The 23,376-nt window shown below is 69.2% G+C and carries 22 protein-coding genes; 7 read left to right on the forward strand and 15 right to left on the reverse strand.

The window, feature by feature from the left end; genetic code table 11:
• Window positions 1–52: 52 nt before the first annotated feature.
• From DIE22_RS09665 to DIE22_RS09675, 3 genes are all read right to left on the reverse strand, one after another.
• The gene (locus tag DIE22_RS09665) at window positions 53–439 is read right to left on the reverse strand and encodes a RidA family protein (RefSeq protein ID WP_006751946.1); all 387 of its coding nucleotides are present in this window, start codon (window positions 437–439) and stop codon (window positions 53–55) included.
• A 129-nt stretch (window positions 440–568) separates the two neighbouring features.
• Entirely contained in the window at window positions 569–2,050 is a 1,482-nt protein-coding gene (locus DIE22_RS09670) for an amidohydrolase family protein (RefSeq protein ID WP_124604953.1), read from the reverse strand.
• A 2-nt stretch (window positions 2,051–2,052) separates the two neighbouring features.
• Window positions 2,053–2,988 (reverse strand): MurR/RpiR family transcriptional regulator, encoded by a 936-nt coding sequence (locus tag DIE22_RS09675; protein WP_124604954.1) that lies wholly within the window; start codon window positions 2,986–2,988, stop codon window positions 2,053–2,055.
• A gap of 119 nt (window positions 2,989–3,107) precedes the next feature.
• Here DIE22_RS09675 and DIE22_RS09680 point away from each other — a divergent pair, with 119 nt between their 5' ends.
• A complete protein-coding gene (locus DIE22_RS09680) occupies window positions 3,108–4,388 on the forward strand; it encodes an amino acid deaminase (RefSeq protein WP_124604955.1) in 1,281 nt (426 codons plus the stop codon).
• A gap of 164 nt (window positions 4,389–4,552) precedes the next feature.
• On the forward strand, window positions 4,553–5,134 hold the full coding sequence (locus tag DIE22_RS09685; protein ID WP_124498956.1) for a DJ-1/PfpI family protein: 582 nt from the start codon (window positions 4,553–4,555) through the stop codon (window positions 5,132–5,134).
• A 115-nt stretch (window positions 5,135–5,249) separates the two neighbouring features.
• Here DIE22_RS09685 and DIE22_RS09690 read toward each other — a convergent pair whose 3' ends face one another.
• Window positions 5,250–5,696: a MarR family winged helix-turn-helix transcriptional regulator gene (locus DIE22_RS09690; RefSeq protein ID WP_124498955.1), complete on the reverse strand. Its 447-nt coding sequence runs from the start codon at window positions 5,694–5,696 to the stop codon at window positions 5,250–5,252.
• Between the two features lie 34 nt (window positions 5,697–5,730).
• Entirely contained in the window at window positions 5,731–7,326 is a 1,596-nt protein-coding gene (locus DIE22_RS09695; RefSeq protein ID WP_124498954.1) for an MDR family MFS transporter, read from the reverse strand.
• Window positions 7,327–7,433: 107 nt separating this feature from the next.
• Between DIE22_RS09695 and DIE22_RS09700 the strand changes: the two genes are divergently transcribed.
• Entirely contained in the window at window positions 7,434–8,276 is an 843-nt protein-coding gene (locus DIE22_RS09700; RefSeq protein ID WP_124604956.1) for an EcsC family protein, read from the forward strand.
• Here DIE22_RS09700 and DIE22_RS09705 read toward each other — a convergent pair.
• The 5 genes from DIE22_RS09705 to DIE22_RS09725 form a co-directional block, all read right to left on the reverse strand.
• Window positions 8,246–9,208 carry an alpha/beta hydrolase gene (locus tag DIE22_RS09705; protein ID WP_124604957.1) on the reverse strand — a complete coding sequence of 321 codons (963 nt, stop codon included), beginning with the start codon at window positions 9,206–9,208 and terminating at the stop codon, window positions 8,246–8,248. The genes DIE22_RS09700 and DIE22_RS09705 overlap by 31 nt on opposite strands.
• A gap of 103 nt (window positions 9,209–9,311) precedes the next feature.
• Window positions 9,312–9,746, reverse strand: a complete 435-nt coding sequence (locus DIE22_RS09710) for a CHRD domain-containing protein (protein WP_124498951.1) — start codon at window positions 9,744–9,746, stop codon at window positions 9,312–9,314.
• Window positions 9,747–10,107: 361 nt separating this feature from the next.
• On the reverse strand, window positions 10,108–10,881 hold the full coding sequence (locus DIE22_RS09715; RefSeq protein WP_124498950.1) for a class II aldolase/adducin family protein: 774 nt from the start codon (window positions 10,879–10,881) through the stop codon (window positions 10,108–10,110).
• Window positions 10,882–11,111: 230 nt separating this feature from the next.
• Window positions 11,112–12,737, reverse strand: coding sequence for a phospholipase D family protein (locus tag DIE22_RS09720; RefSeq protein ID WP_124498949.1), 1,626 nt, complete (start codon window positions 12,735–12,737; stop codon window positions 11,112–11,114).
• A gap of 224 nt (window positions 12,738–12,961) precedes the next feature.
• The gene (locus DIE22_RS09725) at window positions 12,962–13,678 is read right to left on the reverse strand and encodes a FadR/GntR family transcriptional regulator (RefSeq protein ID WP_124498948.1); all 717 of its coding nucleotides are present in this window, start codon (window positions 13,676–13,678) and stop codon (window positions 12,962–12,964) included.
• Between the two features lie 134 nt (window positions 13,679–13,812).
• Here DIE22_RS09725 and DIE22_RS09730 point away from each other — a divergent pair, with 134 nt between their 5' ends.
• From DIE22_RS09730 to DIE22_RS09745, 4 genes are read left to right on the forward strand one after another with little or no spacing between them, the layout of a single operon-like run.
• The gene (locus DIE22_RS09730; protein WP_124604958.1) at window positions 13,813–14,613 is read left to right on the forward strand and encodes a (Fe-S)-binding protein; all 801 of its coding nucleotides are present in this window, start codon (window positions 13,813–13,815) and stop codon (window positions 14,611–14,613) included.
• Window positions 14,610–15,323 (forward strand): lactate utilization protein C, encoded by a 714-nt coding sequence (locus tag DIE22_RS09735; protein WP_124604959.1) that lies wholly within the window; start codon window positions 14,610–14,612, stop codon window positions 15,321–15,323. Before DIE22_RS09730 ends, DIE22_RS09735 begins: the two co-directional genes overlap by 4 nt.
• On the forward strand, window positions 15,320–16,765 hold the full coding sequence (locus DIE22_RS09740) for a LutB/LldF family L-lactate oxidation iron-sulfur protein (RefSeq protein ID WP_124604960.1): 1,446 nt from the start codon (window positions 15,320–15,322) through the stop codon (window positions 16,763–16,765). The genes DIE22_RS09735 and DIE22_RS09740 overlap by 4 nt, the downstream gene beginning before the upstream one ends.
• A 51-nt stretch (window positions 16,766–16,816) precedes the next feature.
• Window positions 16,817–18,517: a lactate permease LctP family transporter gene (locus DIE22_RS09745; protein ID WP_124604961.1), complete on the forward strand. Its 1,701-nt coding sequence runs from the start codon at window positions 16,817–16,819 to the stop codon at window positions 18,515–18,517.
• Between the two features lie 109 nt (window positions 18,518–18,626).
• On the opposite strand, the gene DIE22_RS09750 is transcribed toward DIE22_RS09745, so the two are convergent.
• The 5 genes from DIE22_RS09750 to DIE22_RS09770 all read right to left on the reverse strand — a co-directional run bounded on the left by DIE22_RS09750 (window position 18,627) and on the right by DIE22_RS09770 (window position 22,950).
• Window positions 18,627–19,388: a M48 family metalloprotease gene (locus tag DIE22_RS09750; RefSeq protein ID WP_124498943.1), complete on the reverse strand. Its 762-nt coding sequence runs from the start codon at window positions 19,386–19,388 to the stop codon at window positions 18,627–18,629.
• A gap of 150 nt (window positions 19,389–19,538) precedes the next feature.
• Window positions 19,539–20,345 (reverse strand): glycosyltransferase family 2 protein, encoded by an 807-nt coding sequence (locus tag DIE22_RS09755; RefSeq protein ID WP_124604962.1) that lies wholly within the window; start codon window positions 20,343–20,345, stop codon window positions 19,539–19,541.
• 125 nt (window positions 20,346–20,470) lie between these two features.
• Window positions 20,471–21,760 carry an endoribonuclease L-PSP gene (locus tag DIE22_RS09760; RefSeq protein WP_124604963.1) on the reverse strand — a complete coding sequence of 430 codons (1,290 nt, stop codon included), beginning with the start codon at window positions 21,758–21,760 and terminating at the stop codon, window positions 20,471–20,473.
• Between the two features lie 93 nt (window positions 21,761–21,853).
• Window positions 21,854–22,570: a 3-oxoacyl-ACP reductase FabG gene (fabG, locus tag DIE22_RS09765; RefSeq protein ID WP_124498940.1), complete on the reverse strand. Its 717-nt coding sequence runs from the start codon at window positions 22,568–22,570 to the stop codon at window positions 21,854–21,856.
• A gap of 95 nt (window positions 22,571–22,665) precedes the next feature.
• Window positions 22,666–22,950: a phosphopantetheine-binding protein gene (locus tag DIE22_RS09770; RefSeq protein WP_014896047.1), complete on the reverse strand. Its 285-nt coding sequence runs from the start codon at window positions 22,948–22,950 to the stop codon at window positions 22,666–22,668.
• Between the last annotated feature and the right edge of the window lie 426 nt (window positions 22,951–23,376).

A 23,376-nucleotide genomic window follows, 5' to 3' on the forward strand; every position in this document is an offset into this window, starting at 1 on the left:
CCGCCGGCTCGCGCCGGCGGGGCTGTTTTTCCGTGCGCGGGAAGCGCGCGCGTTACTTCGCAGGCGCCTTGTAAGCGATGCAGTCGACCTCGACCTTGCAGTCGATGACCATGCTCGACTGCACGCACGCGCGGGCCGGCGGATGCTCGCCGAAGTACGACACGAACACCTTGTTGAACGACGCGAAATCGCGTGCGTCGTCGAGCCACACGCCGCAGCGCACGACGTGCTCGAGACCGTAGCCGGCTTCCTTCAGGATCGCGATCACGTTCTCGATCGTCTGCTTCGACTGCGTGACGATCCCGCCTTCGACGACCTCGCCGTTCACCATCGGCGTCTGGCCCGACACGTACAGCCAGCCGTCGGCCTCGACCGCGCGTGCAAACGGCATCACCTGGCCGCCGGTACCCTTCGCCTCGCCTACGCCATATCGCTTCATCGTTTCACTCCTGGTTTGTCGACCGGCATCGGCGCGCAAGCGTCAGCGCCCGCACCAGTCCCATGCAACGCACGGTTGCGGATGCGCGCACCGACATGGCGCACGCGGCAAATCGGATCGGGACCGCGTTCAGAACGCGGCGTCGGCCCCCACCGGCACGCGCTCGCCGCGCGCGACGAAGCCGCCGGCGCGCGCGCCGGTCGGCTGGCCGTTCTCGTAGGTCAGCACGCCGTTCACCCATACCGCGTCGATCCCGTGCGCGGGCTGCTGCGGCTGCTCGAACGTCGCGGCATCGAGCACGCGCGCCGGATCGAACAGCACGAGATCCGCGTGGTAGCCGACGTGCACTTCGCCGCGCCGCGCGATCCCGTAGCGGCGCGCGGACAGCGACGTCATCTTGCGGATCGCCTCCTCGAGCGGCAGCAGGTTCGTGTCGCGCACGTAATGGCCGAGCACGCGCGGGAACGCGCCCCACAGCCGCGGGTGCGGCAGCGGATCGTTCGGCAGGCCGTCGGAGCCGACCATCGTCGCCGGGTGCGACAGGATCCGGCGCACGTCGTCCTCGGACATGTTGTGGTACACGGCGCCGGCCGGGCGGATGCGCTGCGCGGCTTCCTGCTCGGTCACGCCCCACTCCGCCGCGATCGCCTTCAGCAGCTTGCCCGCCACTTCCGGATGCGGCTCCGACCATGTGATCGTGATGTCGATGTCGCCCGTCACCTGCTTCAGGTCGAGCGTCGACGAGCTGCGGCTGTACGGATAGCAGTCGCAGCCGACCGGCTGGTAGCGGCGCGCGCCTTCGAGCGATGCGAGCACCTCGGTGCTGCGCCCCCAGTTCGACGGGCCCGCGCATTTCAGGTGCGAGATCACGACCGGCACCTGCGCGTGACGGCCGACGCGGTAGGCCTCGTCCATCGCGTCGAGGATCGCGTCGAACTCCGTGCGCATGTGGGTCGTGTACAGCGCGCCCGCATTCGCGAGCGGCTCGGCAAGCGCCATCACCTCCTCGGCCGGCGCCGCGAATGCAGAGCCGTACGCAAGGCCCGACGACAGCCCGAGCGCGCCGTTCGCGAGCGCCTCTTCGAGCTGCGTGCGCATCCCGGCGATTTCGCCGTCGGTCGCCGCGCGGTCGAGGCGGTCCATCTGGTTGTTGCGCAGCGCGGTGTGCCCGACGAGCGCCGCGACGTTCACGGCCGGGCGCGCATCGTTCACGGCCGCGACATAGGCGGCGAAGGTCGGGTAGCGGAACGCGTCGCGATCGCCGAGCAGGTTCATCGGGTCGGGCGGATCGCCCGCGAGCGTCACCGGCGACGCGCTGATCCCGCAGTTGCCGACGATCACGGTCGTCACGCCCTGCGAGATCTTCGGCAGCATCTCCGGCGCGCGGATCACGTGCGTGTCGTCGTGTGTGTGGACGTCGACGAAGCCCGGCGCGAGCGCGCGGCCGTTCGCATCGACGACCGTCTCGGCGAGCCAGTTCGACAGGTTGCCGATCGCCGCGATCACGCCGTTGCGGATCGCGACGTCGCGCGTGACGGGCGGTGCGCCGGTGCCGTCGTACAGCTGCGCGCCGACGATCAGCGTATCGGCGGCTTCGGGATGCGAATGCATGGTCAGTCTCCTACCGGTTGACGGTCTCCGCCGCCGCGGTGCGCGTCGAGCGCATGCTTGATGCGGCGCAGCGATTCCCGGCCCGCATCGCCGAGCCGCAGCGCGACTCCGGTGACGAGCACGTCGATCGCCATCATCATCGCGTAGCGCGATGTCGAAGGCTTGTAAATGAAGTCGGTTTCGAACGCGACGACCGGGATCAGGTGGTCGGCGAGCTTCGCGAGCGGCGAAGCCGGCGCGGTGATCGCGATCAGCTTCGCGCCGTAGCGCTTCGCGAGGCGGCAGCTCTCGAGCAGCTCGGGCACGCGCCCGCTCACCGACAGCGCGACGACCACCGCGTCGCGCGACAGCGTCGCCGACACCATCCGCTGCAGCAGGCTGTCCTGGTAGCTCGCGACCGGCCGGCCGAAGCGCACGAGCCGGAAGCGCAATTCGTCGGCGAGCGCGGTCGAGCCGCCGCCCTGCCCGTACACGTAGATCATCTTCGCGCCGGCGAGCAGGTCGGCCGCCGCGTCGAACGACGTGTTGCGCAGCAGCTGGTGGTTGTGCGCGAGCGCCACGCGGATCTCGTCGTAGACGACCGATGCCGGGCTCGCGTCTTCTTCGGCATGCTCGTCGGACGGCACGAGAAAGCGCTGGCCGACGGCCGCCGCCTGCGCGACGAGCACCTTCAGTTCGCGCACGTCGCGGCAGCCGACGGCCTTCGCGAAACGCGTGACCGTCGCGACGCTGACCTCCGCGTCGCGCGCGAGCGCGCCGATGCTCGCATGGGCGGCGCGCGCGAGATCGGCGAGGATGAATGCGGCGACCTTGCGTTCGGCCTCGCGCAGCTCGGGCGCGCATTCGGCGATCCGCGCGACGATGTCGAGGACCGGCTGGGCGACCGGAGCCGGTTGGGCGGCGGCGAACGGAGCGGACGGGGTGGCGGGCGAATTCATCTGCTGAAAGGGGTGTGGCGCCTTATGATACTAAATAACATCACCGCGCCGATGCTACTTTCTGTACCATCTGCATGTCAACTTCAGTGCAATGCATAGTGATGATGGAGCGGGATGACATGAAAGTTACAAACTATCAGGAACCGACAATCAATCCGTTGGGCAAGGGCCTCGGCAACCTGCCGAGCGCGAGCGTGCCGCTGGACGACGCAGGCCGCCTCGAGTGGAGCCTGCTCGCGGAAGACGTCAGCCTGCCGGCCGCCGTGCTGTACGCGGATCGCATCGAACACAATCTGAACTGGATGCAGGCGTTCGTCCAGCAGTACGGCGCCCAGTTCGCGCCGCACGGCAAGACGACGATGGCGCCGCAACTGTTCCGCCGCCAGCTCGCGGCCGGCGCATGGGGCATCACGCTGGCGACCGCGCACCAGACGCAAGCGGCCTATCACGGCGGCGTGCGGCGCGTGCTGCTCGCGAACCAGCTGGTCGGCCGCCAGAACATGACGATCATCGCGGAGCTGCTGTCCGACGCTGACTTCGAATTCTTCTGCCTGGTCGATTCGGCCGACAGCGTCGACCAGCTCGGCCGCTTCTTCGGCGACGCGAAAAAGACGCTGAACGTGCTGATCGAGCTCGGCGTGCCGGGCGGCCGCGCGGGCGTGCGCGACGCCGCGCAGCGCAAGGCCGTGCTCGACGCGATCGCGCGCTACCCGGACACGCTGAAGCTGGCCGGCATCGAACTCTACGAAGGCGTGCTGAAGGAGGAAGGCGAGATTCGCGCGTTCCTGCAGGACGCGGTCGCGCTCACGCGCGAGCTGGCCGAGGCCGGCCGTTTCGCGCGCACGCCGGCGATCCTGTCGGGTGCCGGCTCGGCATGGTACGACGTGGTCGCGGAGGAATTCGCGAAGGCGTCCGACGCCGGCTTCGCGGAAGTCGTGCTGCGTCCGGGCTGCTACCTGACGCACGACGTCGGCATCTACAAGAAGGCGCAGACCGACGTGTTCGCGCGCAACCCGATCGCCCGCAGGATGGGCGAAGGGCTGCTGCCGGCGCTGCAGCTGTGGGCGTACGTGCAGTCGGTGCCGGAACCCGATCGCGCGATCATCGCGCTCGGCAAGCGCGACGCGGCGTTCGACGCGGGCATGCCCGAGCCGGCGCGCCACTTCCGCCCGGGCCGCGACAGCGCGCCGCGCGACGTCGCCGCGAGCGAGGGCTGGGCCGTCACCGGGATGATGGATCAGCACGCGTACCTGCAGATCCCGCCGGGCGCGGACGTGAAGGTCGGCGACATGGTCGCGTTCGACATCTCGCACCCGTGCCTGACGTTCGACAAGTGGCGCCAGCTGCTCGTCCTCGATCCGCAGTTCCGCGTGACGGAAGTCGTCGAAACGTTCTTCTGACGCCCCGCGCGCACCGCCCCGCCGCCGCGCGGGGCGGCCGTCACGCGCGCTTCAATCTGCCGGAGTACACTGCGCTTTCGTCCTCGGGGCCGTTTCGCCGCCGTAGCGCCCGTCTGCTGCTCACGGCGCGAACGGACCCTCAACGCTGTTCAATGGAGAAAGCCATGGCCGCGAAGAAGATCCTGTTCCTGACCGGTGATTTCGCCGAAGACTACGAAACGATGGTGCCGTTCCAGGCGCTGCAGGCCGTCGGCCATCGCGTCGATGCAGTCTGCCCGGGCAAGCGCGCGGGCGACAAGGTCAAGACCGCGATCCACGATTTCGAGGGCGACCAGACCTACACCGAAAAACCCGGCCACCAGTTCACGCTCAATGCGACGTTCGACGACGTCGATGCGTCGGGCTACGACGCGCTCGCGATCGCGGGCGGCCGCGCACCCGAATACCTGCGTCTCGATGCGAAGGTGATCGCGCTGGTGCGCGCGTTCGCGGAAGCCGGCAAGCCGATCGCAGCGATCTGCCATGCGGCGCAGCTGCTCGCGGCCGCCGACGTGATCCGCGGCAAACGCATCTCCGCCTACCCGGCCTGCGCGCCCGAAGTGAAGCTCGCGGGCGGCGAGTACGCGGACATCCCGGTCGATGCGGCCGTGACCGACGCGCCGTTCGTCACCGCGCCCGCATGGCCCGCGCATCCGGCGTGGCTCGCCCAGTTCCTCGCGCTGCTGGGCACGCGCATCGAGCTGTGAACGAAGTCGAATGAGATGAAATGAAACGCCGGCCGGCGGCGGGTTCGTGCGACCCGTGTGCCGCGCCGGTCACGAACGGCCGGCGGGAGCGCGCCGGCGCGCTGCTTCCCGCCCTTCAGCGCGATGCCGGCGTCGAGCCGACCTCCGCGATCCGCGACTCCAGCATCGCGAGCGCGCCCGACAGCGCGGTCAGCACGTCGTCCGGCAGTTGCGCCATCGTCTGTTCGAGAAACGCCTTGCGGCGCGGCAGGCACGCGTCGAACGCGGCGCGCCCATCGGCGGTCAGCGTGACGTTGGTCACGCGGTTGTCGCGGGCATCGGACGCGCGCTCGATCCAGCCGAGCGCGTCGAGCGATTTCAGCTGGCGCGTGAGCGCGCCCGGATCGATGCGCAGCACCTCGACGAGCTTCTTCTGCGACGAATGCCCGCCCATCGTGTGCAGCGCGACCATGATCCGCCAGCGCGGCATCGGCTGCCCGACGTGCGTTTCGAAGGCGGTCATGAACGCGCGATACGTGCGTCCGAATTGCTGCAAGATCGCGACGCGGTCCTGTTCTTCCATGCGCTCGGTTCTGTTCGTTCAATCGGTGAATCGGTCAATCGGCCGCGACATGCGGCTCGATCTTGTGCCGCAGCGCGATCGGCGGCACGCGGCGGCACTGCCACACCGACACCACGGCGACGACGGCCGCCATCGCGACCCCCAGGTGAATCGCGCCGACCAGCGATTCGCGGGCCGCTTCGAGCAGCAGCGCGCCATTATGCCCGGCGCGGGTCAGCTCCGCGACGAGACCGCCCTGCGCGGCGCGGTCGATCAGGATCTGCGGATCGGCGAGCCGCGCGTGCCACTGCAGCGCGCGGTCGCCCGACAGCGCATCGCGCACGCCGCTCGAATACAGCTGGTTGACGAGCGTGCCCGTCAGCGCGGTGCCGATCATCCCGCCGACCATCCGCAGCGACTGCAGCAGCGCGGTCGCGATGCCAAGGTGTTCGCGGCCGGCCGTCTGCTGCGCGAACACGGTGAGGTTCGGCAGCACGAAACCGAGGCCGATGCCGCCCGCGGCCATCAGCGCCATCAGCACCCAGGTCGGCGTCGTGTGCGTCGACACGACGATGCCCGCGCACGCGATCGCGAACAGCACGAAACCGACGTGCAGCATCGCGTTCGGATTGCGAATGCGCGTGACGACGCGACCGTTCATGATGCTGCCGATCGTGATGAACACGACGAGCGGCGTGATCACGAGCCCCGCCTCCTTCGGCGACATCCCGAAGCCGCCCTGGAACAGCAGCGGCGCGTAGAACAGCAGCGAGAACATCGAGAAGCCGGCGAGGATCGCAAGCACGAACAGCGCCGACAGCGCGCGGTTGCCGAACATGTCGAACGGCAGAATCGGCTGCGCGCAGCGCTTTTCCCAATGCCACAAACCGACGCCGGCGCCGACCGCGACGACCAGCAGCAGCGACGCCCAGCTCACGACGCCGTACTTCGGCAGCCATTCGACGAACAGCTGCAGCGCGCCGAGCGACAGCGCGATCAGCAGCGCGCCCGGCCAGTCGAGCCGCATCTTGCGGTCGTGCTCGACATGCCGCAGGTGCGGCAGGTAGCGCCACACGAAGAACAGCGACAGCAGGCCGACCGGCAGGTTCACGTAGAACACCGAGCGCCAGCCGAACGACTGGGTCAGGATCCCGCCGAGCGACGGCCCGACCGCGTTCGCGATACCGAACGCGGAGCTCATCAGCACCTGCCAGCGCAGCCGCACGACGGAATCGGGGAACAGGTCGGGAATGCACGCGAACGCGGTGCCGACCAGCATCCCGCCGCCGATCCCCTGCAGGCCGCGCGCGAGCACCAGGAACAGCATGTCGTTCGCCATCCCGCACAGCACCGACGCGCCGGTGAACACGACGATCGATGCGATCACGAACGGCTTGCGCCCGTAATAATCGCCGAGGCGGCCGAAGATCGGCACGGTGATCACGGAACTGAGCAGGTACGAGGTCGCGACCCACGCGTACAGGTCGAAGCCCCGCAACTCGGCGACGATGGTCGGCAGCGCGGTGCCGACGACCGTCTGGTCGAGCGCGACGAGCATGGTGACGAACGAAATCCCGATCATCGCCAGCAGCGATTCGCGGAACGGCAGGACTTGCCCGCTCGAATGGTGGGCGGCAGTATGGACGGCCATTTTTTGTTGATGCAACTTTTGACGAGTCAAACAATCTCAAAATTCTAGCATGCCGGAGTAATCTAGGCTGGCGACGGTTTAACCTGCCCCGGCCGCCAAGGAGAACGATGGAACCGATTTCAATCACGCCTGCCGCGACGCTGTCGCGGGAAGACCAGGACGCGCTGCGGCGCGCGAAGCAGGTGCTGGAAAGCCCGTCGCTGACGATGAAGCTGACGGGCGTGCTGGGCGCGCCGGTCGAGAAGATGATCGCGCGGCTGCCGGACTTCGCGACCGGCAAGATCAACGACGCGACGCAGCTCGCGCTGCGCAAGTGCCTGAACATCGCGCTGCGCACGCTCGGCAGGCCTCAGACGCCCGACGCCGAGCCGGACAAGCCGAGCAACCTGCTGCACAAGCTCGCGGTCGCGACGACCGGCGCGGCGGGTGGCGCGTTCGGCTTCCTCGCGCTGCCGGTCGAGCTGCCGGTGACGACCACGCTGATCTTCCGCTCGGTCTGCGATATCGCGCGCAGCGAGGGCGAGGACCTGGGCTCGGTGGATACGCAGCTGCAGTGCCTGGCCGTGCTCGGCATGGGCGGCAACGCGGACAAGCGGGAAGAGGACGCCGATCTGGGCTATTTCGTGCTGCGCGGCGCGCTCGCGCAGGCGATTTCGAAGGCGTCGTCGGACATCACGACGAAAGGGATTGCCGCGCACAGCTCGGCGGCGGTGTTCAAGCTCGTGCAGACGGTGGCATCACGCTTCTCGGTGCAGGTCACCGAGCAGATGGCCGCGAAGTCGATCCCGGCGATCGGAGCCGTGCTCGGCGCGACCGTCAACACGCTGTTCATCGACCACTTCCAGCAGATGGCGCACGGCCACTTCACCGTGCGCCGGCTCGAGCGCAAGTACGGACCGGTGGCCGTGCAGGCCGCGTATCAGGCGATCGACGGCTCGCCCGCGCGCTGAACCGCCCGCTCGACCGCGACGCTGCGCAGGAACGCGGCCGCCCGGTCGAGCGCGTCGCGCGACTCCGGCACCATCGGCGTGTAGAGCTGCCACACGTGCGGCATGCCGGGCCACACCTCGATCTGCACCGGTACGCCGGCCGCCTTCGCGCTGTCGGCGACGCGGCGCGAATCGTCGAGCAGCACCTCGGTGCTGCCAGCCTGGATGAACAGCGGCGGCAGCCCGGTGAAATCCGCATAAAGCGGCGACGCGTACGGATGCGTCGCCGACGCTTCTCCCAGGTACAGCTTCGCCGCCTTCGGCAGCGCCGCGGCCGCGAACATCGGATCGCGGCCGTCGTTGCTGCGCATCGTGCCGCCGGTGCCGGCCAGGTCGGTCCACGGCGAGAACAGGATCGCGCCGGCCGGCAACGGCTCGCCGCGGTCGCGCAGCGCGACGAGCGTCGCGAGCGCGAGGCCGCCGCCCGCCGAATCGCCGCCCAACACGATCGACTCGGGCGGCGTGCCGAGCGCCAGCAATTGCCGGTACGCGGCCAGCGCGTCGTCGAGCGCGGCCGGGAAGCGGTTTTCGGGCGCGAGCCGGTAGTCGAGCGAGAACGAGCGCACGCCCGCGCGCTTCGTGAGGCCGAACACGAGCGGCCGATGGGTTTTCGTCGAACAGAAGTAGTAGCCGCCGCCGTGGAAGTACAGCAGCGTGCGGCCGGGCCCGCGAGCGGCGACCGTGTCCGTGCGTTCGAGCCATTCGCCGCGCAGCGGCGCGTCGCCGGGACCGTAGCATTGGCGCAGCCGGTAGCCCGGCGGCGCGCGACGCGGCACGACCATTCTCAGGTCGGTGAAGCGCCGCGCGCGGGCAGGATCGAGCACCGGGCGCGTGGTCTCGGGACGAAACTGCCAGCGCAGCAGCCAGCACGCGAACTTGCTTTGCCAACTCATCGAACATACTCCGTCATCGCAGTGTGACGATGGTACGTGCGATCGTTGCCGCGCCGCTCGACGGGAGCCTCTACATCAAACGCCGGTGCGCGGCTGGCCGGCATCAGCTCGCCGGCATCAGCTGACCGCGGATCTCGCCGGCCGGATGCTCCTTCGTATGAACGTTGAAGTACCACTTGCCGCCCATCAGGTCGGTCACCTGCGCGTCGGTCAGCTCCTTCGAACCCTTGATCGGGCTCGCGAGTCCGTCCTTCGGGATCGGCACCTGCACGCCGGCATTCTGGCCGACCGACGCGGGCCCGTGGAAGTGCGCGGCGGTCACCGGCCCCGTGAGGTGTTCGTAAGTCGCCGTCCACTGCAGCATGCGGGTGGCCGTGTCGTAGGTCGCGTCGACGGCGCCGGAGCCCTTGGTCGCGGTAGGCGGCACTTCGCTCGACGGCTGCAGGTTGGCGGACAGGCGCACCGTTTCGGCAGCGACACTGCCGGCGGCCAGCACGCCCGCGAGCAACGCCACCTGGAGCAAACGCAGCTTCGGCATGAATCCTCCTTGTACGACGGGGTACGCCACCCGGACGGGGACGTTCCATGATGGTAGTCGATCGCCGCCGATCCGGCAGCCTGCGCGTCGTCCGCCAGCCTGCCGGAACCTGGAAGAGACCTTTGCAGCGGGAGCCCTGAATCCGCGCGCGGCGTTTCGCTACACTTCGTCTCACAGTTGCTTGTTTCCTTCGTCCGAAGGAGTCTGCGAGTATTCACGCGGCCATCCGGCCGCGTTTTTTTTGCCTGCGCCGCACGGCAAGCGGGCATCGTCGGGCAAGTTCGGCTTCGCCGGCCATCAGGCATCGCGAATCAAGTTTCGCCGTGGCAATCGAACCCGACATCGCGCCGGCACCGCGCGCTCACGCGCGATAGCCTGGGTCGACGCGATCGACGATCCGCTGCAACGCGTCGAACGCGTCCTGTCCCGCGCCGTGCTTCGGGTCGAAATTCAGCGAATCGCGCACGCAGCCCTCCAGCACGGGCGGCGCGATCGGCAGTGCGTCGCCGATCGCATGGGTCGCGACCTGCACCTCGCACGCGCGATTGAGCAGCCACATCAGCGAGAAGGCCTGCGCGAGCGTCGCGCCGATCGTCACGGGCCCGTGGTTGCGCAGCAGCAGCACGGGCCGCCCGCCGGCGCTCTCGACGATGCGCCGCCCTTCGTCGAGATGCACGGTGATGCCCTCGAAATCGTGATACGCGATCTTCCCGTACAGCTGCGCCGAATAGAAGTTCGAGAACGACAGCCCGTCGCGCGAGCAGCACACGGCCATCGCGGGCGTCGTATGCACGTGCATCACGCAGTGCGCGTCGGGCAGCGCCGCGTGGATCGCGCTGTGGAACGTGAAGCCCGCCGGGTTGGTCGGCCAGTCGGAATGGCCGATCACGTTGCCGTCGATGTCGATCTTCACGAGGTTCGACGCGCAGACCTCACGGTAATGGAGCCCGAACGGATTGATCAGGAAATGGCCGTCCTCGCCCGGCACGCGCAGCGAGATATGGTTGTAGATCAGCTCGGTCCAGCCGAGATGGTCGAAGATCCGGTAGGCAGCCGCGAGCTGCACGCGCGCCTGCCACTCGGCTTCGGAGAAACGGGCGGGACGCGTGAACGGCTGGTTCGGTACACGTTGCATGGGGCACTCCGGTTGCGGGCGTGCGCGGCCGCGCGGGGCGGCTGCGCGCATCGTCCATCGTCTCCTGGCGTCGCACGCGGCTCGTGCGGCGTGGCGCATGGCGCCGCCGCGGCCCGCATTGCGCGCGCCTTCAGCCGGCACCTGCACGATACGCATATCGTTGCGCACACAACCATATCACCTTTCGCCGCGCACCGGTATCGCGGGTTTGGCCCGAGCCGTTCCGGCCCTTACAACTGGTCATCGACCGGCAGCAGCATGAAGATGCCGGTCATCAGGTTGCGCATCAGCCCGGCATGCGGGTCGACGTGATAGGTGGTCGGCACGCCGTTGTCCGTGCCGGCCCACTGGAGCTCGGGCGTGCCGCCGCCCGCCGGCGTCGCGAGGCTCACGCGATAGCTTTCGTCAGGCTGCGTGACGCGCGCGAAGATCGCTGCCGCCTGCTGCGCGATCGCCGGGCTGTGGATCACGAGCGCGAGCTCGGTGTTCAGGTGCGCGGAACGCGGATCGAGGTTCAACGAGCCGATCACGAGGATCTTCCGGTCGATCACGTACGCCTTCGCATGCAGGCTCGCCCGTGAGCGCGAGCCGAACAGTCGCGGAGCCGGCTGCTCCGGCTGCGCCTTGAACTCGTACAGCTCGACGCCGTGCTGCAGCAGCGGCACGCGGTATGGCGCGTAGCCGGCCTGCACGGCAACCGCGTCGGTCGCGGCAAGCGAATTGGTCAGGATCGCCACGCGCACGCCACGCGCGGTCGTGTCGCCGAGAATCTTCACGCCCGCGTCGTGCGGCACGAAGTACGGCGAGAACGCGAGGAATTCGTTCTGCGCGCCGCGCGTCAGCTCGACGAGGCGCTGCATCGGCGGGCTCACGTACGCGTCGGTCGGCCGCGCGACCTTGTCCGGCGCGTCGACCTTGAATTCGGCCGGCGCCCAGACGAGCCCGAGCTCGTCGCGCGCGATCTGCCGCGCGAGCGGCGTCGCGTTCAGCGGCTTCGCGTTGTACGGGTCGGCGTTCTTGCGCCAGTGGTCGCGCAGCTCATCACGCATCGCGTCGAGATCCTTCGGATCGAACGTCTGATGATTCAGCACCCGCAGCGGGTAGCTGCTCGCGCTCGCCCAGTAGTCGTCGAAGCTCTTCGAGATGTCGTTCGTCACGGGGCCGGCCGCGAGCACGTCAAGATCGCGGAACTGCAGCGTCGGGCTCGCGCTGAAGTATTCGTCGCCGAGATTGCGGCCGCCGACGATCGCGAGCTGGTTGTCCGCGATCATCGCCTTGTTGTGCATCCGGCGCGTAAAGCTGCCGATCCGCGTGAAGAAGTTGGCCGTGCGCTCGACCATCCTGTACTGCGAAGCGCCGAACGGGTTGAACACGCGGATCTCGATGTTCGGGTGCGTATTCAGCGCGGCCATCACGCGGTCGATGTCGCGGAAGTTCAGGTCGTCGACCAGCATCCGCACGCGCACGCCGCGATCGGCCGCGTACAGCGCCGCGGCGAGCAGCAGCTTGCCGGTCGTGTCCTCGGTCGCGATGTAGTACTGCATGTCGAGCGTCTGCGTCGCCGCGCGCGCGAGCGCGATGCGCATCTGCAGCGCGGTCGCGCCGTCGGGCAGCAGCCGGAAGCCCGACTGGCCGCGATGCGCGGCTTCAGGCGCGACCAGTGCATCGCGCAACGGCGTCGCGGTATCGGCCGGCAACGCGTGCGAGACGGGGCGATCGAGCGTGGTGGCGGGCGGATGCGTCGCGCAGGCGGCACCCAGCGACAGCAGCGCGCACACGGCAAGCGCGCGGGCCGGGCGGCCGGCGGCGCGCCACGACAGCGCGGCCGGCGCGCGCCGGATCAAGGTCGTGAGCACGAAAGCTTCCTCGACAGGCGGATCAATGGGCCGCAATCGCCGCGGCGCGCGGCTGACGGGCGGTTCCGGCCGATTCTAGTGGGCGCCCGCCGAACCGGTCAATCGCGCGGCCGGCGCATCCGGCGCCGCGCTGCCGCTGCGCGCGCCGCCCGCGAAGACCGCCAGGCCCTGCGGCTCGCGACCGGCCGCCGGGCGGCCCTGCGGCGGCCACGGTCCAACCAATCTCACGCTGCATCGCCGCTTCGCTCGAAGTGGCTTCGCACATAGTCGATATGGGTCTGCATCGCGGTGCGCGCCTCCTCGGGCCGATGCGCGCAGATCGCGTCGCAAACCACCCGGTGCTGCAGCAACAGCAGCTCAGACGCCTGCTCGTCGTGCGTCGTCATCCCCGCGACGTTGATCGAGATGTGCTCGCGCAGCATCCCGATCACGCTCGTGTGCAGGTGCAGGAACATCGTGTTGTGCGACGCGAGCGCGATCGCCTCGTGCAGCTTCGCGTCGGTCGACGCCTCGACGGCCGCATCGTCGTTCGCGTGCGCGGTTTCGAGTTCGCGCAGCAGCGCGCGGATCCGGCGCCGGTCGTTCGCGTCGGCGCGCAGCGCGGCGAAATATGCGGTCGCGCCTTCGAGCACGCGGCGGAATTCGAGAATGTCGTCGCGCAGCGCCGGGTGGTCGGCGACCAGCTGGCCCCATGGCGACGCGATGCCGGCGCGCAACTGGTCCGTCACGTACACGCCCGCGCCGCGCCGGCTCTGCAGCAGCCCGCGCGCGACGAGCCGCTGGGTCGCCTCGCGCACCGTATTGCGCGCGACGCCGTATTGCTGCGCGAGCACGCGCTCGGCCGGCAGCCGCGCGCCGGCCGGCCAGGTGCCGTCGAGCAGCGCCATCTCGATCTTGCGCATCACCACTTCGGTCCGGCCCCGTGCCGTCATCGCCGCCATCGCCGTCTCTCCATCCGGAATACCCGTCGCACCGATTGGCCCAACCAATTTGAGCTGCGGCGCCGTCGCGGGAATTATGCAGCGAAATCGTCGTCCCGCATGCGCATGCCGGGCCGTCGCCCCTGGAGCGAGACATGAACGAAAGGCACTACCCCACCGCCGCCCCCGCGCACGTCTATCTGTTCGCGACCTGCCTGGTCGACCTGTTCGTGCCCGAAGCCGGGCTCGACGCGGTCCGCCTGCTGGAACGCGAAGGCCTGACCGTCCACTATCCGCGCGGCCAGAGCTGCTGCGGGCAGCCGGCCTACAGCAGCGGCAATCCCGACGAAGCACGCCGCGTCGCGGCCGCGCAGCTCGACCTGTTCGCGCAGCCCTGGCCCGTGATCGTGCCGTCCGGCTCGTGCGCGGGCATGATCCGGCACCATTGGCCGGCGCTGTTCGCCGACGATCCCGTGCATGGCCCGAAGGCCCGCGCGATCGCGGAGCGCACCTATGAACTTGCCGAATTCCTCGTCCACGTGCTCGACGTGCGGCTCGACGCCGTCACCGCGAACGCCGGCCCGGACGAGCGCGTGGTGCTGCACACGTCGTGCGCGGCCCGCCGCGAGATGGGCACCCGCATGCACGGCGTCGCGCTCGTCGACGCGCTGCCGGGCGTCACGCGCATCGACCATGAACGCGAATCGGAATGCTGCGGCTTCGGCGGCACGTTTTCGCTGAAACATCCGGACATCTCGGGCGCGATGGTGCGCGACAAGGTCGCATCGGCCTGCGCGACGGGCTGCGACCGGCTCGTGTCCGCGGACTGCGGCTGCCTGCTGAACATCGGTCACGCTGCCGACAAGGCCGGCGCGGCGCTACCCGTCGAGCATCTCGCGAGCTTCCTGTGGCGCCGCACGGCCGATGCCGCGTCGCTGCGCGGAGACGCGCAATGAGCGCGCGCGACGCAATCCTCGCGCGCCTGCGCACCGCCGCGCCCGGCGTCGCCGCGCACGCCGCGCCCGCACTCGATACGCGCATCGACGCGCATTACGCGGCGCGGCGTGAGCCGGTCGCCACCGATCCTCACGCGCTCGCGCAGACGATGCAGGCCGCGCTCGCCGCGTCGCACGCCGAAGTCTGGTGCGCCACCGCCGATGCATGGCCCGCACAGCTTGCCGCGCGCCTGGCCGACGCCGGCGTGCGCCGGGTGCTGCTCGACCCGGCCCGCCCCGAAGCCGCGGCGCTCGCGCGCGCGCTGCCCGGCGCGGTCGCGCCGGTGCCGTTCGACCGGCCGATCGACGCATGGAAAGCCGAGCTGTTCGACACGATCGATGCGGGCTTCACCGTCGCGCGCTCGGGCATCGCGGCGACCGGCACCGTCGTGCTCGCGCCCGATGCCGGCACGCCACGCACGGTGTCGCTGGTGCCGCCGCTGCACGTCGCGCTCGTTCATGCGAACACGCTGCATCCGGACCTTCACGCGGCCGTGCACGCGGAGCGCTGGCACGCCGGCATGCCGACCAACGTCGTGCTGGTGTCGGGCCCGTCGAAGACGTCGGATATCCAGCAGACCCTCGCGTACGGCGCCCACGGCCCGCGCAACCTCTGGGTCGTGATCGTCACCGAACCGACCGCAACCGCTTGCCAGGACCTGCCGCAATGAGCGACCAGCCACTGCAATTCGTCGCCCCCGGCGACTTCAAGGCCCGCGCGCGCGCCGCGCTCGACGATCCCGCGCTGCGCCGGAGCTTTCGCGGCGCGATGGACTTCCTGCAGGGCAAGCGCGCGACCCAGTTCCCCGACGATACCGAGCTGCAGCAGCTGCGCGATCTCGGCGAAGCCGTGCGGCGGCACGCGCTCGCGCAACTGCCCGCGCTGCTCGTGCGGCTGGAGGCAAAGCTCACCGCGGCCGGCGTGCACGTGCACTGGGCCGAGACGGCCGCCGACGCGAACGCGATCGTGCTCGGCATCGCGCAGGCGAACAAGGCGCGCCGCGTGATCAAGGGCAAGTCGATGGCGAGCGAGGAAATCGAGCTGAACCATTACCTCGCGGATCACGGCGTCGACTGCATCGAGTCCGACATGGGCGAGTTCATCGTGCAGCTCGCGGGCGAGAAGCCGTCGCACATCGTGATGCCGGCGATCCACAAGACGCGCGGCGACATCGCCGCACTCTTCGAGGAGCACATCCCCGGCACGCGCTACACGGAGGACGTCGACGAGCTGATCCAGACCGGCCGGCGCGCGCTGCGCCGCGCGTTCGCGCAAGCCGACATCGGCCTGTCCGGCGTGAACTTCGCAGCGGCCGACACGGGCACGCTGTGGCTCGTCGAGAACGAGGGCAACGGCCGGCTGTCGACCACCGTACCCGACACGCACGTCGCGATCATGGGCATCGAGAAGGTCGTCGAGAAGCTCGAGCACATCGTGCCGCTGTCGAGCCTCCTGACGCGTTCGGCCACCGGCCAGGCGATCACGACCTACTTCAACCTGATCTCGGGCCCGCGCCGCGACGGCGAGCGCGACGGCCCGCGCGAGCTGCATCTCGTGCTGCTCGACAACGGCCGCACGCAGGCCTATGCGGACGAGCAGCTGCGCGCGACGCTGCAATGCATCCGCTGCGGCGCGTGCATGAACCACTGCCCCGTCTATACGCGCATCGGCGGCCACGCATACGGCACGACCTATCCCGGCCCGATCGGCAAGATCATCTCGCCGCACCTGCTCGGCCTCGACGCGACGGCCGACCTGCCGACCGCGTCGACGCTGTGCGGCGCCTGCGGCGAGGTGTGCCCCGTGCGAATTCCGATCCCGCAACTGCTCGTGCGGCTGCGCACCGAGGCGAACCGCAAGCCCGACGAAGCCGTCGCGCATCCGCTGCGCGGCCAGGGCGCGAACTACAACCGCGCGGAAGACCTCGTGTGGCGCTTCTGGTCGGGCGCATTCGCGCATCCGCGCGCCTATCGCGCGTTCCGCTGGACCGCGACGCGGCTGCGCGCGCTGACGCCGGCGAAGCAGATGGGCTGGACGCAGCACCGCACACCGCTCGAACCGGCGCCGCGCAGCCTGTCCGACCTGCTGCGCGCACGCGGCCAGCCCGAATAGACCACCTCGCTTTAAAACCCGTACCGATAGAAATCCATGGAGGAGACACCCATGCAGGTTTGGCATCAGATCTACACGCCGCTCGGCAGCCTCGGGCTGTCGGCGCTCGTCGCCGCAATTCCGATCATCTTCTTTTTCATCGCGCTCGCCGCCCTGCGGATGAAGGGGCACGTCGCGGCCGCGATCACGCTGCTGCTGGCGCTCGGCGTCGCGATCCTCGCGTACGGGATGCCCGTGCCGCAAGCGCTCGCGGCGGCCGGCTTCGGCTTCGCATACGGCCTGTGGCCGATCGCGTGGATCATCGTCGCGGCCGTGTTCCTGTACAAGATCGTCGTGAAGACCGGCCAGTTCGACATCATCCGCGCATCGGTGCTGGCCATCACCGACGACCAGCGGCTGCAGATGCTGCTGATCGGCTTCTCGTTCGGCGCATTCCTCGAAGGCGCCGCCGGCTTCGGCGCGCCTGTCGCGATCACGGCCGCGCTACTCGTCGGCCTCGGCTTCAAGCCGCTGCACGCGGCCGGACTGTGTCTGATTGCAAACACCGCGCCGGTCGCGTTCGGTGCGATGGGCATCCCGATCATCGTCGCCGGGCAGGTGACGGGCATCGACGCGTTCCACATCGGCGCGATGGCCGGCCGCCAGTTGCCGCTGCTGTCGCTCGCGGTGCCGTTCTGGCTCGTGTTCATGATGGACGGGCTGCGCGGCGTGCGGCAGACCTGGCCGGCCGCGCTCGTCGCCGGCGGCAGCTTCGCGATCACGCAGTACTTCACGTCGAACCATATCGGGCCCGAGCTGCCGGACATCACGTCGTCGCTCGTGAGCCTCGTGTCGCTTGCCGCGTTCCTGAAGGTCTGGCAGCCGAGCAGCGCGAAGCAGGCGGCAGGCGGCCTCGTCGCGTCCGGCGGCGGTGCGGCGCTCGCGGGGTTCTGCGCGGGCGGCAACGGGTCGGCCACGAGCCGCCAGGCGTCGCCGTACACGCTCGCGCAGACCGTGCGCGCGTGGTCGCCGTTCCTGATCCTGACGGCCGTCGTCACGGTGTGGAGCATCGCGCCGTTCAAGGCGCTGTTCGCCGCGCACGGCGCGCTCGCGTCGACCGTCCTGAAGTTCCATGTGGCCGGGCTCGACCAGCTCGTCGTGAAGACCGCGCCGATCGCCGCGACGCCGAAGGCACTCGAAGCGGTGCTCAAGATCGACCTCGTGTCGGCGGTGGGCAGCGCGATCCTCGTGACCGCGCTGATCTCGATGGCGCTGCTGCGGATGAAGCCGCGCGACGCGCTCGTCACGTTCGGCGAAACGCTGAAGGAACTCACGCGCCCGATCCTGTCGATCGGCCTCGTGCTCGCATTCGCGTTCGTCGCGAACTACTCGGGGATGTCGTCGACGCTCGCGCTGATGCTGGCCGCGACCGGCGCCGCGTTCCCGTTCTTCTCGCCGTTCCTCGGCTGGCTCGGCGTGTTCCTGACCGGCTCGGACACGTCGTCGAACGCGCTGTTCTGCTCGCTGCAGCAAGCGACCGCGCACCAGCTCGGCGTGCCCGAGACACTCGCGGTCGCCGCGAACACCACCGGCGGCGTGACCGCGAAGATGATCTCGCCGCAGTCGATCGCCGTGGCATGCGCGGCGACCGGCCTCGTCGGCAAGGAGTCTGAATTGTTCCGCTTCACGGTACGCCACAGCCTGCTGTTCGCGGTGGTCGTCGGCCTGATCACGCTCGTGCAGGCCTACGTGCTGCCGGGGATGGTGCCGTAAGCGGCGCGGCCGTTTTTCCTGCTCGCGAAAAACAAAAACCCCGCGCTCGAAAGAGCGCGGGGTTTTCTTCGTCCCGGGCGCCGGACGAATCCGGCGCCTCGAGCCTCGATCAGCTGCCCTTCGCGATGCGATCCTGGATGTGCTGCGCACGGCTCGCCGAGGACGGGTGCGAGCTCATCATCGAGCTCTTGCCGCCGTCGAGCTGCGCGAGCTTCTGGAACGCGGTGACGAGGCCCTTCTGGCTCATGCTCTTCTGCTTCATCAGGTCGAACGAGTAGTCGTCGGCCGCGCTTTCCTGCGTCTGCGAGAACTGCGCGTTGATGAACTTCTCGGTGATGTCGCCGAGTTGCGAGCTCGTCAGGGCCGCGACGCCCGGCGATGCCGCGCCGGCCGCGCTGCGCGCCGCGCTGACCGCGTAGGCGGTCTGCATCGCCTTCTTCGAGTGACCCAGCGCGACGTGGCCCATTTCATGACCGATCACGCCGCGCAGTTCGTCGTCGTTCATCATGTCCATCAGGCCGCTGTATACGCGCACGCAGCCGTTGCCCATCGCCCACGCGTTGACGTCCTTGGTCATGTAGACCTTGTAGTTGATCTTCTGGCCGTTCAGCGTCATGTCGCCAAAGCCCTTCATCACCTTCGTCAGGCGCTTCGCGTACGCGCTGTTCGGCGCGGCGATCTTCGATTCGGCGTCGCTCGCCTTGCACGAGTCGTTCGACAGTGCCGCGATGTCGCTGTCCGACAGCGTCGCCGCCTTGACCAGGTTGGTCCCCGCCGACGTCAGGCTGTTTGCGTCGAGACTCTGCACGCCGCCGCATGCGCTCAACAGGAACGCCATGCCACACGCTGCCGCCGCTTTCTTGATATGCATCCCGGATCCCTCGGTAGTTAGTATTGGGAGCGGCGATTTTGCATAATCCGGCAGAAAATTACCAGATGTTTACATCGAATGACAGCTTGATTACCGCGCCATTCGAAATGAACGATGCGATTGTTCAGCAAACTGACGACAAACAGGCCGTCAATCGCCGCGGCCGGGCGACCGGCCGAACGCGGAACGCGACCGGCGCGTCAGCCGCCGCGCGACCAGCATCGGCAGGCGCACCACGAAGCCGGCGAACAGCCGCAGGTGCATCCACGCGAGCAGCGCGTTGTCGCGGCCATAGTGGAAATGCGACACGCCGCCCTCGTGCGCGCCGAAGTAGCGCACCGGCGCTTCGATCCGGATCGGCCGCACGCCGGCCCAGCACAGCCGCACGGCCGCTTCCGGATCGAAGTCGAAGCCGCGCATCCACGGCTGCCGATGCATGATCGCCGCGAGCGGCGCGACCGGATACACGCGAAAGCCGTACAGTGAATCGCCGATCCCGGCCCACAGCGTCTCGAGGTCGGCCCATCCGTTCGACAGCCGCCGGCCCTGCACGCGCAGCTGCGGCGCGCTCGCGTCGAACTTCGGCAGACCCAGCACCATCGCGTCCGGGCTCGCCTGCGAGGCGGCCATGAATTCGGGAATCAGGTCGGCCGGATGCTGGCCGTCGGAATCCATCGTCAGCACGTGCGTGAAGCCGCTCGCGGCCGCCGCGTCGAGGCCGGCCAGCACCGCGGCGCCCTTGCCGCGGTTCTCCGGCAGCACGATCACGCGCAGCCCCGGATCGCGCTCGGCCATCGCCTGCAGCCGCTCGGCGCTGCCGTCGGTGCTGCCGTCGACGATGACCCACACCGGATTCCACTGCGCGCGGGCGTTGCGCACGGTCGTGTCGACCTTGACGCCCGGGTTGTAGCTCGGAATCAGCACGAGATGGGTGGACGAGGCGTGCGGCTTGGACATGGGAACGGCCGATTGCGAAGACGATGATCCTGACAAAAGTTTATGACCTGCGGGCGACCGCCGACAGGCTTCGTCGACACCGCCCGCATGCGGCGCCGGTTCGCGCAGCGACAGGCCCGCGCGCTTCACGACAACTGCTCCAGCGGATGGCCGGCACTCGCCTCGATCTCGACCAGCAGATCGTCGCGGCACACGTCCGCGTGGACGAACAGCGTCCGCACGCCGGGGCCGGCCGCGGCGCGCAACTCGCGTTCGATCGCGGCGAGCGCCGCGGCATCGCCGGCGTCGCGCACGTAGACGCGATAGCTCAGGTCGGCGAGCGTGAACGGGCCGTGCCCCTGCCGTGCGGCCTGCTCGAGCACGGCCGCCAGGTTCGCGATCGTCTCGCGCGTTTGCGCGACGACGTCGCCGCGATGCACGGTGCGGTGCCCGACGATGCTGGCGGTACCCGACACGAACAGCAGCGGTGCCGCATCGCCGTCGGCCCATGCGGCCGCGCGCGCGAACGTCGGCGCCCGCGGGCCGTACTCCGCCGGGTAGTGATACGCGCTGACCTGGCGCGGGTTCTCGACCGGATCGGCCGGCGTGCGGCTCGCGATGAAATGGATCGCGAGCGGCGCGGCCGGCGGTGTGTCGCCCGCGACCGGCACGACCGAACCGAGCGCGCAGGCGGCCGGCACGCCGCCCGTCAGCACGCGGCGGCACGCATCGAACGCGCGCTGCCGGCCGATATTGAACTGACGATAGCGCTCGATCCCGAACTGCTGCGCATTGATCGCCGGCACCGTGTTCCAGATCCGCAGCGGATGCGGGAGACCAAGCGTGTCGAGCACGTCGAACAGCGCGCGGTAGGCAGCGTGTGTCGCGCGTTCGAGCGGCGTGCCGCCGTCGCGATCCACGTCGGTCGCTTCCTGCGCTTCCTGCACGACGATGCTGCCGAACACGAGCCCTGCCGTTTCGCTGTAGCGGTACTGCAGCGCGCCGCGTCGCGCGCTGCGCAGGTCGTGCGCGCCGCACTGCCAGATTTCGCAGACCGCGCCGGCGCGTGCGTGGCCGCCGGCGTCGAGCAGCGCCATCGGCACCGGTGCGATCGGCAGGCCGGGCGCGGCGACGGCGAGCATGCGTGCCATCGCATCGACCGGCGATCCGGCCGCGCCGATGCACACCGCGCCCAGCGCGCCGGGGAACACCTGGTCGAATGCGTCGCCCCGCTGCTGCGCATCGTGCAGCAGCGCGGCCAGCCGCGCATGATCGACCTGGACGAGTCGCAGCGCACGGTTGCCGCCGTGCGCTGCGGGCGAGATGCCCGCTCGCGATGCGGCGGGCCCGGCTGCCATGTGGCCGCGCGCGACCGCGGTCGTGGCGGACGACGGGGAACACGCTCGCCGTTCGGCGTCGACTGGATGCACTGACACTTCGATTTCCTCACTATGCGGCGCAGGCTCGCGGCACCGCGGCACCGCGGCCGCGCGCCGTTGCCTCGCGTCAAGCCGACGCGGCGCGTGTCGTCATGCGAGCCCGCCGTTGACGGACAGCACCTGTCCCGTCACATAGGCGGCCGCATCGGATACCAGATACGCGACCATCGCCGCGACTTCGTCGGGCCGGCCCGCGCGTTGCGCCGGCACGAGCTGCTTGATCCGTTCGGCGGGAAACGCGTGGTCGGCCATCGGCGATTCGATGATGCCGGGCGCGACCGCGTTCACCGTGATGCCGCGCGACGCGAGCTCCAGCGACAGCGACTTCGTCGCGCCGATCAGCCCCGCCTTCGCGGCTGCGTAATTGACCTGCCCGCGGTTGCCTGTCACGCCGGCGACCGACGCGATGTTGACGATCCGGCCGCGCCGCGTGCGGATCATCGGCAGCAACAGCGGCTGCGTGACGTTGAAAAAACCGTTGAGCGTCACGTCGATCACGCTGTGCCATTGCCGGCGCGACATGCCGGCCATCGGCGCGTCGTCGTGAATGCCCGCGTTGTTGACGAGGATCTGCACCGGCGCGTCGTCGACGAACGGCGCGAGCGCGGCGAGCGTCGCGTCGGCGTCGGTCACGTCGAACGCGATCGCGTGTGCGGTGCCGCCGGCCGCCACGATCTGCCGCGCGACCGTCTCCGCCTGCGCGAGATTCCGGTTCGCGTGCACCCAGACTTCGTGACCGGCCTGCGCGAGCATCGTGCAGATCGCCTGCCCGAGTGCGCCGCTGCCGCCCGTTACGAGCGCCCGCATCGAATTGCTCCGTTCATCGCGTTTCACCTCGATCGACGCGGCGGCGTATCGTCCAGCGACCGCCGCCGCGTGCCGTCATCATCTGCGTGCCACCGTCACTTCGTGCGATGCGCGGCGACGTACGCGGCAAGCGCGCCGAGCGTCGCGAAGATCTTCTGGTTGTCCGGATTGTCCGAGCGCAGCTCGAAGCCGTATTTCTTCGAGATCAGCAGCGCGATTTCCAGGATGTCGATGGAGTCGAGCCCGAAGCCCTCGCCATACAGCGGGGTCCCGGCCGTCACCGTTTCGAGCGGGACGTCCTCGAGATTCAGTTCGCCGATGATCAGCGTGGCGAGCTCTTGTTCCAGTGCGTTCATCATGCTTGCGGGCAGGCGGCCCATGGCAGCGGGAGGCGTCCGGAAACGGCAACCGTCGTGCACGCCCGGCGCGTGCGAAGCGCGCGCGAATCTCCGTCCCTCCGGCGTCTGCCGGCTTCCCCGCCTGCGTTATTGGGGATCATTTGTAAAAGTTACGCGGATTCTAGACGATGGGTATCGGTGCGTATACCGCGAATGGTTACAGACTGAAGGGCCCCGGCCACGGCCGGTTTCGGGACCCGATCGCAGCAGACGCTTGAGCCGCTTCGGATGGAAATGGATCGCCGCCGCGAAAGCTTCGGTGCGCAGCCATACATTCGGTTACAAAACCTGGCTGCGCCCGTCTCGAACCGCCGCGCCGGGGCCCTAAAATGGGCGTGCACGACAGCCGGCCCGGACTAGCGTCCCGGCCGCCATTCATATGATGTTTGACGGCCCGATGCATGCGTC

This window comes from Burkholderia sp. Bp9142 (assembly GCF_003853415.1).
Taxonomy (GTDB): Bacteria; Pseudomonadota; Gammaproteobacteria; order Burkholderiales; family Burkholderiaceae; genus Burkholderia.

Bases quoted from the DNA above. Each gene is read 5' to 3' on its own strand.
- DIE22_RS09725 (WP_124498948.1), bottom strand. From the start codon at position 13,678: ATGGCGGCGATGACGGCACGGGGCCGGACCGAAGTGGTGATGCGCAAG.
- DIE22_RS09710 (WP_124498951.1), bottom strand. From the start codon at position 9,746: ATGCCGAAGCTGCGTTTGCTCCAGGTGGCGTTGCTCGCGGGCGTGCTG.
- DIE22_RS09700 (WP_124604956.1), top strand. From the start codon at position 7,434: ATGGAACCGATTTCAATCACGCCTGCCGCGACGCTGTCGCGGGAAGAC.
- DIE22_RS09750 (WP_124498943.1), bottom strand. From the start codon at position 19,388: ATGCATATCAAGAAAGCGGCGGCAGCGTGTGGCATGGCGTTCCTGTTG.
- DIE22_RS09730 (WP_124604958.1), top strand. From the start codon at position 13,813: ATGAACGAAAGGCACTACCCCACCGCCGCCCCCGCGCACGTCTATCTG.
- DIE22_RS09675 (WP_124604954.1), bottom strand. From the start codon at position 2,988: ATGAATTCGCCCGCCACCCCGTCCGCTCCGTTCGCCGCCGCCCAACCG.
- DIE22_RS09665 (WP_006751946.1), bottom strand. From the start codon at position 439: ATGAAGCGATATGGCGTAGGCGAGGCGAAGGGTACCGGCGGCCAGGTG.
- DIE22_RS09670 (WP_124604953.1), bottom strand. From the start codon at position 2,050: ATGCATTCGCATCCCGAAGCCGCCGATACGCTGATCGTCGGCGCGCAG.
- fabG (WP_124498940.1), bottom strand. From the start codon at position 22,570: ATGCGGGCGCTCGTAACGGGCGGCAGCGGCGCACTCGGGCAGGCGATC.
- DIE22_RS09735 (WP_124604959.1), top strand. From the start codon at position 14,610: ATGAGCGCGCGCGACGCAATCCTCGCGCGCCTGCGCACCGCCGCGCCC.
- DIE22_RS09770 (WP_014896047.1), bottom strand. From the start codon at position 22,950: ATGGGCCGCCTGCCCGCAAGCATGATGAACGCACTGGAACAAGAGCTC.
- DIE22_RS09685 (WP_124498956.1), top strand. From the start codon at position 4,553: ATGGCCGCGAAGAAGATCCTGTTCCTGACCGGTGATTTCGCCGAAGAC.
- DIE22_RS09690 (WP_124498955.1), bottom strand. From the start codon at position 5,696: ATGGAAGAACAGGACCGCGTCGCGATCTTGCAGCAATTCGGACGCACG.
- DIE22_RS09745 (WP_124604961.1), top strand. From the start codon at position 16,817: ATGCAGGTTTGGCATCAGATCTACACGCCGCTCGGCAGCCTCGGGCTG.
- DIE22_RS09695 (WP_124498954.1), bottom strand. From the start codon at position 7,326: ATGGCCGTCCATACTGCCGCCCACCATTCGAGCGGGCAAGTCCTGCCG.
- DIE22_RS09705 (WP_124604957.1), bottom strand. From the start codon at position 9,208: ATGAGTTGGCAAAGCAAGTTCGCGTGCTGGCTGCTGCGCTGGCAGTTT.
- DIE22_RS09715 (WP_124498950.1), bottom strand. From the start codon at position 10,881: ATGCAACGTGTACCGAACCAGCCGTTCACGCGTCCCGCCCGTTTCTCC.
- DIE22_RS09740 (WP_124604960.1), top strand. From the start codon at position 15,320: ATGAGCGACCAGCCACTGCAATTCGTCGCCCCCGGCGACTTCAAGGCC.
- DIE22_RS09680 (WP_124604955.1), top strand. From the start codon at position 3,108: ATGAAAGTTACAAACTATCAGGAACCGACAATCAATCCGTTGGGCAAG.
- DIE22_RS09755 (WP_124604962.1), bottom strand. From the start codon at position 20,345: ATGTCCAAGCCGCACGCCTCGTCCACCCATCTCGTGCTGATTCCGAGC.